Here is a 14,671-nt window from a genome sequence, read left to right on the forward strand (position 1 = left end):
CACGACCCCCCGGGCGGGGACGACGACGTCGACAGGTCGACGTCGCCGTCCCCGCCTGTCCGCGTCCGGACCGCAGGCCGTCCGGTGCCACCGGGCACACGGCTGCAGAAACTGCGAGACCCGGACGGGTTTGGCGGTCGATCCTGCGGGGGAGTGGCGCAGAGCACGTCGGGAATTCAGTGGTCCCGGTGCAGCCGGTCGGGCGGCGTTCACCTCCACGTCGCCCGACGCACGTTGGCTCACCGCGTCCCACCGCACGATCTCGGCGTGTGGTCGTCGTCCGCGTCTCGAGGAGTCCCCATCGTGTCCGAACCCGTCTCCGGGTCCATCCCTTCGCGGCGGCGCCACGGCGCCCTGCTGCGGTCCTGTGTCCCGCTCGTGGCCGGCGCGCTCGTCGCGCTGGCACCGCTGGCCGTCCCGTCGCCCGTCGCCGCCAACCCGGCCGGCACCGGCCTGGTCATCAGCGAGGTCTACGGCGGTGGCGCCTCCAGCGGGGCGACCTACAACCAGGACTACGTGGAGCTGTACAACCCCACGAACAGCGCCATCCCCCTCACCGGGCTCGGGCTGCAGTACCGCTCGGCCACCTACTCCAGCGGCGGTGTCACCGTCGCGGCGCTGAGCGGTTCGGTGCCGGCCAAGAGCACCTTCCTCGTGCAGACCTCCACCAGCACCAGCGGGCTCGGCAACATCCCGACCCCCGACCTGATCACCTCCACGCAGCTGTCGCTGTCGGGCACCAACGGCCAGGTCCTGCTGCTGCCCACCACGACCGGCGTCACCGCCACCGGCGACCTCGCCGGCTCCTCCGCGGTGATCGACATGGTCGGCTACGGCACGACGGCCACGACCTTCGAGACCGCCCGTACCGGCACGGCGCTGACCATCAGCACCTCGGCGAGCCGCAGCGCCACCGGCGCCGACACCGACAGCAACAGCGCCGACTTCACCGCTGGCACCCCGACCCCCCAGGCCTCCGGCTCCTCCGGCGGCGGGGGCGGCACCCCCGAGCCCGGAGCCCCGGTCGCGATCGCCGAGGTCCAGGGCACCGACGCCGCCAGCTCCCCGCTCGCGGGTCAGAGCGTCACCGTGCGCGGCGTCGTGACCGCGGCCTACCCCACCGGCGGGTACAACGGCTTCTACGTGCAGACCGCCGGTACCGGTGGCGCCACCGACGCGACCCCGGGCGCCTCCGACGCCGTGTTCGTGTTCACCGGGGCCGGTCTGGCCAGCGCGATCCCGGCGATCGGCACCGTCGTCGACGTCACGGGCACGGTCTCGGAGTTCTCCGGGTCCACCCAGATCACCCCGGCCTCCGCCGCCGGCATCGTCACGCCGTCCGGGGTCACCGGCGCCGTGACCCCGGCCGCGATGGCCTACCCGACCACCGAGGCGGGCCGCGAGTCCCACGAGGGCGAGCTGCTCGCCCCCACCGACACCTTCACGGTCACCAACTCCTTCAGCACCAACCAGTTCGCCGAGGTCGGCCTCGCCACCGGCACCACGCCGCTGATCCAGCCCACCGACGTCGCGCGTCCCGGCACCCCGGCGGCGGCCGCGGTGGCCGCCGACAACACCGCGCGCGGCGTCGTGCTCGACGACGGTGCGAGCATCAATTTCCTCAACGGCACCAACCGCGACATCCCGGTGCCCTACCTCACCGGCACCGACGGCGCCCCGGTGCCGGTCCGCGTCGGCGCGCGCGCGACGCTCACCGCTCCGGTGATCCTGGAGTTCCGCAACTCCACCTGGAAGTTCCAGCCCACCGCGCAGTACGTGGCCTCGGCGGCGGCCCCGGCGACCTTCGCGAACACCCGCACCCCGGCCCCCGGGGACGTCGGTGGCGACCTCAAGCTCGCCACGTTCAACGTGCTGAACTACTTCAACACCACCGCCGAGGCCTTCGAGGCCGCCGGCGGCAGCTGCACCTACTTCACCGACCGGGCCGGCACCCGGATCGGCGCCAACACCTGCACCCCCGACGGTCCGCGCGGCGCGGCCACGGCCGTCTCCCTGGGCCGTCAGCAGGCCAAGATCGTGGCCGCCATCAACGCCCTCGGCGCCGACATCGTGTCGCTGGAGGAGATCGAGAACAGCGTCAAGCTGATCGGTGAGACCGACCGCGACGACGCCGTGCGCACGCTCGTCGGCGCCCTCAACGCGGCGGCCGGTGCCGGCACGTGGGCGTTCGCCCCGAGCCCCGCTGCGGCCGACCTGCCGGCCCTGGCCGAGCAGGACGTCATCCGCACCGCCTTCATCTACAAGCCCGCCAAGGTCGCCCTCGTCGGCGCCTCCCGCGTGCTCGTCGGTGCCGCGGCGTTCAGCAACGCCCGCGAGCCGCTGGCCCAGGCCTTCAAGCGGGTCGGCACCGCCGACAGCAGCGGCTTCCTCGTGGTCGCCAACCACTTCAAGTCCACGGGCAGCGGCGGCACCGGCGACAACGCCGACACCGGCGACGGCCAGGGCTTCTACAACGGCGACCGGGTACGTCAGGCCACCGCGCTGGTGAGCTTCGCCAACGAGACGGCCGCCCAGCGCGGGGTCGAGAAGATCTTCCTCGCGGGCGACTTCAACTCCTACACGCGCGAGGACCCGATGCAGGTCCTCTACGACGCCGGCTTCGCGGCGGTGGAGTCCACCGTCGACCCGGGGGAGTCCACCTACTCCTTCTCGGGGCTGTCCGGCTCGCTCGACCACGTGCTCGCCAACCCGGCGGCGCTGGCCACCGTCACCGGTGCCGACATCTGGAACATCAACTCCGGTGAGTCGGTCGCCTTCGAGTACAGCCGCTTCAACTACAACGCGACCGACTTCTACCAGGCCGGTCCGTACCGCTCCTCCGACCACGACCCGGAGGTCGTCGGGATCAGCGCCGCCGCCCCCGCGCCGGTCAACCTGCGCGTGCTGACGGTCAACGACTTCCACGGCCGCATCAACGCCAACGCGGTGCGCTGGGCCGGCACCATCGAGCAGCTGCGGGCCGAGGCCGGCGAGGACCACACCCTGTTCGTGGGCAACGGCGACCTCATCGGCGCCTCGGAGTTCGCCTCCGCGGTGGCCGACGACCAGCCCACGATCGACTACTTCAACGCCCTCGACCTCGACGCCACCGCCACCGGCAACCACGAGTTCGACCGCGGCTGGCCCGACCTGCGCGACCGCGTGATCGGCCCCGCGGGCAACCGCAACGCCGAGTACCCCATCCTCGGCGCCAACGTCTACGCCAAGGGCACGACCACCCCGGTGCTGCCGGAGTACGCCCTGGAGCAGCGTGGCGGCCTCACGGTCGCGATCATCGGGGCGGTCACGCAGGAGACCGCCACCCTGGTCAGCCCCGGCGGGATCACCGACATCGAGTTCGGTGACCCCGTCGCCGCGGTCAACCGGGTCGCGGCCCAGCTCACCGACGGCGACCAGGCCAACGGCGAGGCCGACGTCCTGATCGCCTCCCTGCACGAGGGTGCGACCCAGGGGGTCGGCTCGAGCTACGCGGCCGAGATCGCCCGCGGCAACGCCTTCGCCCGCATGGCCGACCTCGACCCCGCCATCGCGGCCGTCATCAACGGTCACACCCACCAGGCCTACGCCTGGGACCAGCCGGTCCCCGGTGAGCCGGGCCGCACCCGGCCGATCATCCAGACCGGCCAGTACGGCGACAACGTGGGCCTGATCGACCTGGTCATCGACCCCGTCACCGGCCAGGTGACGTCCTACACCGAGCGCAACGTCCCGCGCACGACCGCCGACCCGGTGGCGCTCGCGCAGACCTACCCGCGCGTGGCCGCCGCCAAGGCCGTCGTCGACGCCGCGCTGACCAACGCCGCGACGGTGGGCAACCAGCCCGTCGGCTCGGTGACCGCCGACATCACCACCGCCTTCGCCGGCGGCAGCTACGCCGCCGGCGGCTACACCGGCGGCACGCGCGACGACCGCTCCAAGGAGTCCACCCTGGGCGACCTCGTGGCCAACGCGCTGCGCGACGGCGTCCCGGCCGACCTCGGCGCCCCGGACCTCGGCGTCGTCAACCCGGGCGGTCTGCGCAACGAGTTGCGCTTCGCGGGCTCGGTCGGCACCGAGGGACAGCCCGGCTACAACCCGGCCAACACCGACGGCGTCATCACCTACGGCGAGGCCAACGCGGTGCTGCCGTTCGTCAACAACATCAACATCGTCACCCTCACCGGGGCGCAGCTGAAGGCGGTCCTGGAGCAGCAGTGGCAGCCCGCCGGGGCCCAGCGTCCCTACCTCGCGCTGGGGCTCTCCGACAACGTCCGGGTCACCCAGGACCCGACCGCTCCGGTCGGCTCGCGCATCACCTCGGTGTACGTCGACGACCAGCCGTTGGACCCGACCGCCACCTACCGGGTCTCGACGTTCTCGTTCCTGGCCACCGGCGGTGACAACTTCACCGCCTTCACCCAGGGCACGGTGCGCGACACCGGTCTGGTCGACCGCGACGTCTGGATCGGTTACCTGCAGGACAACGCCGGGCTCGCGCCCGACTTCGCCCGCCAGCAGGTCGTCACGACCGGCATGCCCGCCACCGTCGCGGGCGGCGACACGGTGTCCTTCACGGCCTCCGGTCTCGACCTCACCTCGCTGGGCTCGCCCCGCAACACCGAGGTGCAGGTCCGTCTGGTCGGGTCCACCGGCCAGCGCTCGGTCGGCACCTTCCCGGTGACCGACGGCGCGGCGGCGATCTCCTTCACCGCCCCCGCCGACCTCAGCGGTCTCGGCACCGGTGTCCGGATCAGCCTCGTGGCCGCGCCCTCGGGCACGGTCGTGGGCCCGGTCGCCGACACCACCGCGCCGACGGTGTCCGTCACCGGCGGTCCCGCCGACGGTGCCGCCGTGACCTCGGCCCCGAGCTACACCTTCGTGAGCCCGGACGCCGACGTCGCGCGGTTCGAGTGCGCCCTCGACCCGGCCGGGGAGGCCGGCTACGCCACCTGCACCAGCCCGTTCACGGTGCCGGCGGCCACCGCCGACGGCGCGCACACCTTCGCGGTGCGCGCGGTCGACACCGGCGGGAACACCTCCGCGGTCGTCACCCGCGCCTTCACCCTCACCAAGACGGTGGGCACGGTGGCGATCACCAGCGGTCCGGTCGACGGCGCCCGCGTCGCGACCCTCCCGACGTACGGCTTCACCACCACCGAGGCCGACGTCACCCGGTTCGAGTGCGCCGTGGACGCGGGTGACTTCGCGACCTGCACCAGCCCGTTCGCGGTCACCGGTCCGCTCGCCGACGGCGAGCACACCGTGCGGGTCCGGGTGGTCGACACCGCCGGGCGCACCTCGGCGGCGGTCACGCGCACCTTCGTGCTCGACCGGGCCGCGGCCGCCCCCGCGATCACCAGCGGGCCGGCCGACGGCGCCACGGTGGAGGCGGCGCCGACCTACGGGTTCAGCAGCAGCGAGACCGACGTCGCCCGGTTCGAGTGTGCGCTCGACCCCGCCGACGGCGGCACCTTCGCCACCTGCACGAGCCCGTTCACGGCGCCGGGCGACCTCGAGGAGGGCGCCCACACCTTCGCGGTGCGGGCGGTCGACCAGCTCGGGACCACCTCGACGGCGACCAGCCGGACCTTCACCCTCGCGCGGCCCCGCGCGGAGGTGACGATCACCGGCGGTCCCGCCGACGGTGCGGTGGTGGCGGCGACGCCGACCTACCGGTTCACCACGACCGCCGCGGGCGCGTCGTTCGTGTGCCGGGTCGACGCCAAGGCCGTGGTGCCCTGCACCTCGCCCTACCGGGTCCCGGCCGGGCTCAAGGACGGCCGGCACACCTTCGCGGTCGGCGGCACCGACGCCTCCGGGACGCCGCTGACGCCGGTCGCGCGCACCTTCGTGCTCGACACGACCGCGCCGACGGTGCGCATCACCGCCGGTCCGGTGAACGGCGCGAAGGTCACCAAGGCGCCGGTCTTCCGGTTCGCCAGCGGCGCCGACGACCTCGCCCGCTTCGAGTGCAAGGTCGGCGCCGGTGACTGGCGCACCTGCCGGTCGCCGTTCACCGCCTCCGGTGCGCGCGGCACCCGGACCTTCTCGGTCCGGGCGGTCGACGAGGTCGGGAACGTCTCCGACCCGGTGCGACGCACCTACCGCGTCGTGCGCTGACGCGGCCAGTCACGCCACGGGGCGTCGTGCCCACCCGTCACGGGTGGGGACGGCGCCCCGTCGCCGTGCGGGCGGGTGCCCGGCCTCAGCGCGCGAGATCGGCGCCGGCGAGGCGACCGAGCGCCTCCTCCAGCACCTCGGTGCGCTTGCAGAACGCCCAGCGCACCAGGTGGCGCCCGGCCTCGGTGTCGTCGTGGAACACCTGGGCGGGGATCGCCACGACCCCGGCCCGCTCGGGCAGCGCCCGGCAGAACGCCAGGCCGTCGTCCCACCCGAGGTGGCGCACGTCGCTGAGGGCGAAGTAGGTGCCCTCGGGGCGTCGGGTCGGCAGGCCCAGCGCGGTGAGGCCGTCGCACAGCAGGTCCCGGCGGATGCGCAGGGAGTCGGCGAGCTGCCGGGGGAACCCGGCGACGTCGGTGAGCGCCACGGCCGCGGCCGGCTGCAGCGGCGCGCCGGAGGTGAAGGTGAGCCACTGCTTGGCCGCCACGACGGCCTCCACGAGGCGGGCGGGCCCCGTGGCCCAGCCGATCTTCCAGCCGGTGAGGGAGTAGGACTTGCCCAGGCTCGACAGCGTCAGGGTGCGCTCGGCCATCCCCGGCAGGGTCGCCAGCGGCACGTGCGGTGCGTCGAAGACCAGGTGCTCGTAGACCTCGTCGGTGACCACCACCAGGTCGTGCTCGATCGCGACGGCCGCCACGGCGGCGAGCTCGTCGGCGTCGAGCACCGCGCCCGTGGGGTTGTGCGGGCTGTTGAGCAGGATCAACCGGGTGCGGGGCGTGACCGCGGCGCGCAGCGCGTCGACGTCGAGGCGGAAGTCGGGCCAGCGCAGGGTGACCGGCACCCGCACCCCGCCGGCCACCTGGATCATGGCGAGGTAGGAGTCGTAGTACGGCTCGAGGACCACCACCTCGTCGCCGGGCTCGACCAGCCCCAGCAGGGCCGCGGCGACGCCCTCGGTGGCGCCGGTGGTGATCACGACCTCGCGGTCGGGATCCGGGTCCAGGCCGTAGTGGCGGTGCTGGTGGGCGGCCACCGCGGCCCGCAGCGCGGGGACGCCGAGGCCCGGCGCGTACTGGTTCGCGCCGTCGAGCAGGGCCTGCCGTGCCGCCTCGAGCACCGCGGCCGGACCGTCCTCGTCCGGGAAGCCCTGGCCGAGGTTGAGGGAGCCCGTGCGCACGGCCAGTCCCGACATCTCGGCGAAGATCGTGGGAGGGATCCCGGCGAAGCGTGAGGCGACCATGGCATTAGCCTGCCATCGTGACCACGACGGACGACTCCCTCGCTGCCGACATCGACGCCTGCTGCCGCCTGACCGGCGAGTTCACGCTCCGCTCGGGGCAGGTGAGCCACGAGTACTTCGACAAGTACCTCTTCGAGGCCGACCCGCTGCTGCTGGGCCGGGTGGCCCGCGAGATGGTCCAGCTGCTGCCCCAGGACACCGAGCTGCTGGGGGGCCTGGAGATGGGCGGTATCCCCATCGCCACGGTGATCAGCTCGATCACCGGCACGCCCGGGCTGTTCGTGCGCAAGGCGGCGAAGTCCTACGGCACCTGCAAGCTGGCCGAGGGCCCGGACTTCGCCGGCAAGCGCGTCACGCTCATCGAGGACGTCATCACCACCGGCGGTGCCGTGCGCGACGCCGTCGGCGCGCTCCGCGCCGGGGGCGCGATCGTGGAGGTCGTGTGCTGCGCGATCGACCGCAGCCCGGCGGGGGAGAACCCGCTGGCCGACGTCGGGCTCGAGGTGCGCGCGGTGCTCACCAAGGCCGATCTCGACGCGGTGCGTCAGGCCTGACGCGCGTCGCGCCGCACCTGGCGGCGGTGCTTGAGGGTCTCCCACAGCAACGGCACGACGGTGAAGGCCAGGATGGCGATCGTGACGTAGTCGATGTTCTCGCCGAGCGCGGGCACGGCCTCGCCCAGGAAGTACCCGAGCAGGGTGATCGAGATGATCCACGCCACGGCACCCACCGCGCTCCAGAGGTAGAACCGGCGCTTCTCCATGCCGGTGACCCCGGCCACGACCGTGACGTAGGTGCGCACGAACGGCACGAACCGGCCCAGCACCAGGGCCTTGTTGCCGTGCACCTCGAAGAACGCGCTGGTCTGGTCGAGGTACTTGCGCTTGAGGATCCGCCCGTCGCGCTGGAACAGCGGCGGTCCGAGTTTGCCGCCGATGGCGTAGCCGGCGACGTTGCCCGCGAACGCGGCGACGATCAGCAGCGTCATCGCCAGGACCAGCTCGAGCGGCTCGTTCGAGAGGCCGAACACCGTGTATCCCGTGGTGTTGCCGCCGGCGATGAACAGCCCGAGCGCGAACAGCAGGGTGTCGCCGGGCAGGAACGGGAACAGCAGTCCGCACTCCACGAACACGATCGCCAGCGCCAACCAGATGAAGGCGCTGCCGTACTCGGCTTGGAGGTAGGCGGGGTCGAGCCACTTGATCCCGAACAGCAGCGGCGCGATCGAGGTGACATCGAGCACGGGCACGGGGCCAACCTACCGCCCGGTCCGAACGGGGCGGTGCGGCCCTCGGGCGTGTCTCCTGACTCGGCGTGGATGCCGGCGTCGTTCGGGTGGTGGTCCGGCAAGGCGCCGGTCCGAGCGCAGACTGGGCGTCGTCGAAGGATCGGCAACGATGTCGGGGTGCCGCTCGGGCGGCGTCGGCGCCGCGCATCCGAGTCAGGAGACACGCCCTAGGCTGATCGGTCGTGACGGAGCCTGAGCAGGAGCGGCGCGCGCCCTACGACCCCATGCCGCACGGGCCCGAGGAGGTCGGCGTCGGCCCCTGGGAGGGCCCCTGGCCCACGGGGCCCGGGAGCGAGGTGTACGACGCCGAGCTGCTGGCGCACGGCGATCGTCGCAACGTCGTGGACCGCTACCGCTACTGGAGCCTGGAGGCCATCCGCGCCGACCTCGACCTGCGGCGTCACGACTTCCACGTGGCCATCGAGAACTGGCAGCACGACTTCAACATCGGCACGATCGTGCGCTCGGCCAACGCCTTCCTCGCCGCCCAGGTGCACATCGTGGGCCACCGGCGCTGGAACCGGCGCGGGGCGATGGTCACCGACCGCTACCAGCACGTGCACCACCACCCCACGGTCGAGGACCTCCTCGCCCACCTCGCGGCGCAGGAGGTCGTGTTGTGGGGGGTGGACAACCTGCCCGGCTCGCTGGCCCTGGAGACCGCCCGGCTGCCGCGGCGCGTGTGCCTGCTCTTCGGGCAGGAGGGGCCCGGCCTCTCGCCGGAGGCCCGCGCGGCATGCGACGCCACCTTCTCGATCGCGCAGTTCGGCTCGACGCGCTCGATCAACGCCTCGGCCGCCGCCGCGATCGCGATGCACACCTGGGTGGTGCAGCACGCCGACCTCGCCGCCGACCTCACCTGGCGCGGCTGACCCGGCCGGCCCGGCTGACCCGGTCGGCCCGGCGACCCACCCCGCGGACGACGACAGGCGCCGACCCCGGGGGGTGGGCGCCTGTCGAGGAGGGTGCGGGAGGGGCTGGGGTCAGTGACCCTGGCTCGCCACTGCGGCCGCGGCGGCGGCGGCCGCCTCCGGGTCGAGGTAGCGACCACCCGGCTGCACCGGGCGCAGGTCGTCGTCGAGCTCGTAGACCAGCGGCATGCCGGTGGGGATGTTGAGCGCGGCGATGTCGTCGTCGCTGATGCCGTCGAGGTGCTTCACCAGGCCCCGCAGGCTGTTGCCGTGGGCGGCGACCAGCACGGTGCGTCCGGCCCGCAGGTCGGTGACGATGTCGCTCTTCCAGTAGGGCAGCATCCGCGCGATGACGTCCTTGAGGCACTCGGTGCGGGGCAGCTCGGCGCCGAGGTCGGCGTACTGCGGCAGGCCCACCTGGGAGTGCGGGTCGTCGTCGGCCAGCGGCGGCGGCGGGGTGTCGAACGAGCGGCGCCAGAGCATGAACTGGTCCTCGCCGAACTCGTCCTTGACCTGCTTCTTGTCCTTGCCCTGCAGGGCGCCGTAGTGGCGCTCGTTGAGGCGCCAGGAGCGGCGCACCGGGATCCAGTGGCGGTCGGCGGCGTCGAGGGCCAGCGCGGCGGTGGTGATCGCCCGGCGCTGCAGCGAGGTGTGCACGACGTCGGGCAGCAGCCCGGCGTCCTTGAGTTGCACGCCGCCGCTGATGGCCTCGGCCCGACCGGCGTCGGTGAGGTCGACGTCGACCCAGCCGGTGAACAGGTTCTTGGCGTTCCACTCGCTCTGCCCGTGGCGGAGCAGGATCAGGGTGTGCGTCACGACGCTCACTCGCCTTCTTCGCCGCCGTGCGCCGGGCCCTCGAGGTTGTCGATGTCGCAGTCGTAGGGGGTCGCGCCCTCGGCCGGGGCGGGCAGCTCGACGCCGAGCTTCTCGGGGCTGTAGGCGAAGCACGGCGGCACGACCGGAACCTCGAAGGAGGTGACCTGGTCGCCGCTGAAGCCGAGGGTGACGGTGACGAAGTCGCCGATGTTGAAGTCGCCGGTCACCGGCACGCCGCCGGTGCGGTAGAGGCTCAGCACGCCGCGCCGGGCGATCTCCTCGGGCTGCGGGATCGCGGGGAAGGTGAGGTCGCCGCTGCCGCCGCCGGCCAGGGACTCCAGGAACTCGGACTCGTCCGAGTTGCCGTTGACGAGGGTGGCGGTGAACAGACCGCGGTCGGGCTCGCCCGCGATGACGACGGCGCCGAGGATGTCGACGACGCCGGTGCGGTCGTTGGTGCCGTTGCTCAGCGTGTTCACCTTGCCGGTCGCGGGCTGGAAGCCGCGCGTGGCGTCGAGTCGGTCGCCGAAGCCGCCACAGGCGGTGAGCAGCGGGGCGGCCAGCAGCAGGGTGCCGGTGGCGAGCGCGGTCGAGCGGCGCAGGTGGGACATCGTCAGGCCTTCGCGGGTGAGGTGGTCAGACGGGTGGAGGCGCTCCCGGAGGTCCCCGGGCACGCGCTTCCGCGCCCCCAGCGTAATGGCCTCAGAGCCGGGGGCCGACGGAGGACCCCAGGATCAAGACGGCGCCGAGCACGACGGCGAGGTAGGCGACCGTCACGCCGAGCAGCCGGCTCGTGCCCAGCCGGCGCCCCAGTGCGAGCGGGAGGTAGGTCCAGCCGTCGAGGTCGTCGGGCACCAGGCCCCATAGCGCCCGCAGCACGTGGGCGCCGATCCCGAGCAGCGCGGCGAGTCCGGTGAACCACCACGCGGGCGGATCGCCGACGGCCTGTCCGCCCCAGCCGCCGTAGGTGAGGTAGGCGGGGTAGCAGGCGAACTGCAGCGCCCACGGCAGCCAGGAGAACCGGCCCCGGCGCAGCACGAGGTGGGCGGCGAACCCGACGAGCAGCGCCGCGCCGTAACAGGCCGCGGCCCGCAGCCCGGTCGACACCGCGAGCGGCACCAGCAGCAGCACCGCCAGCGCCATGGCGTACCAGACCTGGCCGCGCTCGAGGCGTCCGTCGGCCACCGGCTTGCCGCGGGCCTCGTGCCGGGCGTCGCGCTCGGCGTCGACCAGGTCGTTGTGCCAGCCGAGCAGCAGCTGGCCCACCAGCACCGTCAGCGCGACGGTGCCGACCTCGCGCGGGGGCCGGTCCAGCGCCGCGGCCGCCAGCGCCATCGCGACGGCGGTGACCACCGCCTGGCGGGGGTGGGCGGCCTGCACGAGCAGCACCGGGGTGCTGGCGGCCAGCCGGCCGCGCAGGCCCACCGGGTCGGGCACGGTCGGGGGCGTGGTGGTGGCGGTCGCCGTGGTGGCGGTGGCCGTGGTCCCCGCCCCGGTCGCCTCCGCGCCTTTGCCAGCAGACGTACCGGGTGCGGTGGAGGTGGACGGACCTGCCGTGGGCGGGGCTGCGTCGGTCCGGGTGGGCGCGGTGGGCGCGGACGGAGCGGATGTCGTCACCGGGGTCGGCGACGTCGTCGCCCCCTGCCCGGCACGCCCTCCCCGGCGGCGCCAGCGCTGCTGGATGGCCATGCCGGAAGTATCGTCCAGAACCGCCCGCGGCGTGGCGTTGTGGCATGGGACACATGGCTCCACCACAACATTGCCCACCTGTCAAGCCCGCTAAACCCCGGCTGACCTGCGGAAACGTCTTCTGAGGATCGGCTAAGTCGTGCTAGGATGGGGGCCTAGGAAGGGGTTCATCACATATGACTTTCACCGTCGGCGAAACGGTCGTCTACCCCAATCACGGGGCCGCAGTCATCGAGGACATCGAGATGCGGAAGATCAAGGGGGAGGATCGGCAGTACCTCGTTCTGAGGATCGTCGCTCAGCAGGATCTCGTGGTGCGCGTCCCGGCGTGCAACCTCGATCTGGTCGGCGTCCGCGATGTCGTGGACAAGGAGGGCCTCGACCGCGTGTTCGACGTCCTGCGCGCCGAGCACGTCGAGGAGCCCACCAACTGGTCGCGCCGCTACAAGGCCAACCTGGAGAAGCTGCACAGCGGCGACGTCATGAAGGTGGCCGAGGTCGTGCGCGACCTGTGGCGCCGTGAGCGCGACCGCGGCCTGTCGGCCGGGGAGAAGCGCATGCTCGCCAAGGCCCGTCAGATCCTGGTGTCCGAGCTCGCGCTCGCCGAGCACACCAACGAGGACAAGGCCGAGATCCTGCTCGACGAGGTGCTCGCCTCCTGAGGCCAGCCCTCCAGCTCACCTCCACCGACCAGGGGGTCGGTCCCACCCGGGACCGGCCCCCTGGTCGCGTTCGGGCGCGGGGCGCCTACGGTGGTCGGTGATGGACGACGTCGACGAGCCCCCGTTCGCCTGGGGCCTGGTGCAGACCGAGGAGCGCGGAGCGCTGCCGTTCGCGCTCGTGCACGGCGAGGCCCTGGCCGCCGCCGCCGCGTGGGCGCTCGGGGCCGCGGAGGTCGCGCTCGTGGACGCCACCGTCGGCTGGGCGGGCCTGGCCGACGCCGGTGACCCGGTGGTGCTGCACGACAGCCGGTGTCCGCTGCTGCCGCCCGCGTCGATCGCCGCCTGCCTGCGCCCCGCGGTCGACGAGGACGTCGTCGTGCTCGGGGTGCGACCGGTCACCGACACGATCAAGCAGGTCGAGGTGGCGCGCGCCGGCGACGGTGCACCCGAGGCCGTGCTGCTCGGAGCCACCCTCGACCGCGAGGCGCTGCGCGCCGTCGCCGCGCCGCTCGTGCTGACCCCGGCCGCCGTCGGGCGCGTGGCCGCGTGGTGCGCCGAGCAGGGGTGCGAGGACGCCCCCGCCGAGTCGGCGCTGGTCACGCTCGGCCTCGACGACCCGGGCGTGCTCGCCCACCGACTGCGTGCCGAGGGTCTCGACGTCCGTCAGGTGGAGGTGCCACCGCAGGGCCGTCGCGTGCAGGACCGCGACGACCTCGCCGTGCTGGAGGCGCTCGCCGGCCGCTGACCCCCGCCTCGGTTCAGCCGACGGCACCGTCGGCGGGCGGCAGGAGCCGCTCGGCCAGGGCGAGGTCCTCGGGGAAGGTCACCTTGAGGTTGCGGGCCGAGCCGGCCACGGCGTGCAGCGCGACGTGGGGCGCGAACCGCTCGAGCGTCGCGGCGGTGTCGGTGCCCTCGACGCCGGCGGCGGCCGCCGCCTCGAAGGCGGCGAGGAGGTCGGGGGCGCGGAAGGCCTGCGGGGTCTGCACCGCGAGTCCGGCGGTGGGGCCGTCCGGGCCCAGCAGGCCGGCCGTCGGCACCCCGGGCACGGCACCGCCATGGCGGCGGGCCGCCTCGGCCACCGCGGTGAACAGCGCGGGCGCGGCGAGCGGGCGGGCGCCGTCGTGCACGGCCACCACGTCGAGGCGTCCGGCCGCGACGTCCTCGGCGAGCACCCGCAGTGCGGCGGCCTCCGAGGCGTGGCGGGTGGCGCCGCCCTCGACCAGGTGCACCTCGGGGCCGCCGGAGGGCAGATGAGGCGCCAGCGCCGCGGCGACGTCGTGGCGCTCCCCGGGGCGCACCACGACGACGAGCCGGGCCAGCCCCGGCACGGCGGCCGCGGCGCGCACCGACCACGCCAGCACGGGGCGTCCGCGCAGCGGGAGGAGGACCTTGTTGCGGTCGGCGCCCACGCGGGTGCCGCTGCCGGCGGCGAGGACGACGACGGCCAGCGACATGCCCGCATCCTCCCAGGTGCGCCCGGGGTCCCTCCGGCCGCGTTGATTTACACGCCTGTCACACGGCGAAACGCGGCTGTGGCCGGACCGGCCTAACGTCGAGGGCTATGGCGCCGCCCCGTTCCCCCGCCACCCGCGAGGAGTGGCACGAGGTGTGTCGCATCGCGGACCTGCAGGTGGGCCGGGGTGCGGTGGCGCTGGTGCACGGGCAGGCCGTGGCCCTGTTCCGCACCGCCGACGGCGAGGTCTACGCCCTCGGCAACCACGACCCGTTCGCCAAGGCCTCGATGATCGCGCGCGGCATCGTCGGCACCCGCGGCGGCGTGCCGTTCGTGGCCTCCCCGACCCATCGGCACGCCTTCGACCTGCGCAGCGGCGTGTGCCTGGACGACACCCACGTCTCGGTGCCGGCCTACGAGGTGCGGGTCGAGGAGGGCGTGGTCCTGGTGGGTCACCGCAAGGCCACCGCGGCCTGACGGGCCCGGCCCACG

The 14,671-nt window shown here is 73.7% G+C and carries 12 protein-coding genes; 6 read left to right on the top strand and 6 right to left on the bottom strand.

Annotated elements, in window-relative coordinates; translation table 11 throughout:
- The first annotated feature begins 303 nt into the window (after positions 1-303).
- Positions 304-6,120: an ExeM/NucH family extracellular endonuclease gene (locus ACERUJ_RS13185; protein WP_370249056.1), complete on the top strand. Its 5,817-nt coding sequence runs from the start codon at positions 304-306 to the stop codon at positions 6,118-6,120.
- 85 nt (positions 6,121-6,205) lie between these two features.
- Here the strand turns inward: ACERUJ_RS13185 and ACERUJ_RS13190 are convergent, their stop codons facing one another.
- Complete coding sequence (locus ACERUJ_RS13190; protein ID WP_370249058.1) at positions 6,206-7,360, bottom strand: pyridoxal phosphate-dependent aminotransferase; 1,155 nt, start codon at positions 7,358-7,360, stop codon at positions 6,206-6,208.
- Positions 7,361-7,377: 17 nt separating this feature from the next.
- On the opposite strand from ACERUJ_RS13190, the gene pyrE reads away from it, so the two are divergent.
- The gene (pyrE, locus tag ACERUJ_RS13195) at positions 7,378-7,914 is read left to right on the top strand and encodes an orotate phosphoribosyltransferase (protein ID WP_370249059.1); all 537 of its coding nucleotides are present in this window, start codon (positions 7,378-7,380) and stop codon (positions 7,912-7,914) included.
- Here the strand turns inward: pyrE and ACERUJ_RS13200 are convergent.
- Positions 7,905-8,609, bottom strand: a complete 705-nt coding sequence (locus ACERUJ_RS13200) for a DedA family protein (RefSeq protein WP_370249060.1) — start codon at positions 8,607-8,609, stop codon at positions 7,905-7,907. The two genes, pyrE and ACERUJ_RS13200, sit on opposite strands and share 10 nt — an antisense overlap.
- A 263-nt stretch (positions 8,610-8,872) precedes the next feature.
- Here ACERUJ_RS13200 and ACERUJ_RS13205 point away from each other — a divergent pair, with 263 nt between their 5' ends.
- Positions 8,873-9,520 carry a TrmH family RNA methyltransferase gene (locus ACERUJ_RS13205; protein WP_370249175.1) on the top strand — a complete coding sequence of 216 codons (648 nt, stop codon included), beginning with the start codon at positions 8,873-8,875 and terminating at the stop codon, positions 9,518-9,520.
- A gap of 111 nt (positions 9,521-9,631) precedes the next feature.
- On the opposite strand, the gene ACERUJ_RS13210 is transcribed toward ACERUJ_RS13205, so the two are convergent.
- From ACERUJ_RS13210 to ACERUJ_RS13220, 3 genes are all read right to left on the bottom strand, one after another.
- A complete protein-coding gene (locus tag ACERUJ_RS13210; protein WP_370249062.1) occupies positions 9,632-10,375 on the bottom strand; it encodes a phosphoglyceromutase in 744 nt (247 codons plus the stop codon).
- A 5-nt stretch (positions 10,376-10,380) separates the two neighbouring features.
- Positions 10,381-10,986, bottom strand: a complete 606-nt coding sequence (locus tag ACERUJ_RS13215; protein ID WP_370249063.1) for a hypothetical protein — start codon at positions 10,984-10,986, stop codon at positions 10,381-10,383.
- 91 nt (positions 10,987-11,077) lie between these two features.
- A complete protein-coding gene (locus ACERUJ_RS13220; protein ID WP_370249064.1) occupies positions 11,078-11,812 on the bottom strand; it encodes a UbiA family prenyltransferase in 735 nt (244 codons plus the stop codon).
- Positions 11,813-12,240: 428 nt separating this feature from the next.
- Here ACERUJ_RS13220 and ACERUJ_RS13225 point away from each other — a divergent pair, with 428 nt between their 5' ends.
- Positions 12,241-12,726, top strand: coding sequence for a CarD family transcriptional regulator (locus ACERUJ_RS13225; RefSeq protein WP_370249066.1), 486 nt, complete (start codon positions 12,241-12,243; stop codon positions 12,724-12,726).
- Positions 12,727-12,826: 100 nt separating this feature from the next.
- Positions 12,827-13,471, top strand: a complete 645-nt coding sequence (locus tag ACERUJ_RS13230) for a hypothetical protein (RefSeq protein WP_370249067.1) — start codon at positions 12,827-12,829, stop codon at positions 13,469-13,471.
- 13 nt (positions 13,472-13,484) lie between these two features.
- Here the strand turns inward: ACERUJ_RS13230 and ACERUJ_RS13235 are convergent, their stop codons facing one another.
- Positions 13,485-14,180 carry a 2-C-methyl-D-erythritol 4-phosphate cytidylyltransferase gene (locus tag ACERUJ_RS13235; protein ID WP_370249068.1) on the bottom strand — a complete coding sequence of 232 codons (696 nt, stop codon included), beginning with the start codon at positions 14,178-14,180 and terminating at the stop codon, positions 13,485-13,487.
- Between the two features lie 107 nt (positions 14,181-14,287).
- On the opposite strand from ACERUJ_RS13235, the gene nirD reads away from it, so the two are divergent.
- Complete coding sequence (gene nirD, locus ACERUJ_RS13240) at positions 14,288-14,656, top strand: nitrite reductase small subunit NirD (RefSeq protein WP_370249069.1); 369 nt, start codon at positions 14,288-14,290, stop codon at positions 14,654-14,656.
- The last annotated feature ends 15 nt before the right edge of the window (positions 14,657-14,671 follow it).

It is taken from the genome of Nocardioides sp. (genome assembly GCF_964228225.1).
Taxonomy (GTDB): Bacteria; Actinomycetota; Actinomycetes; order Propionibacteriales; family Nocardioidaceae; genus Nocardioides.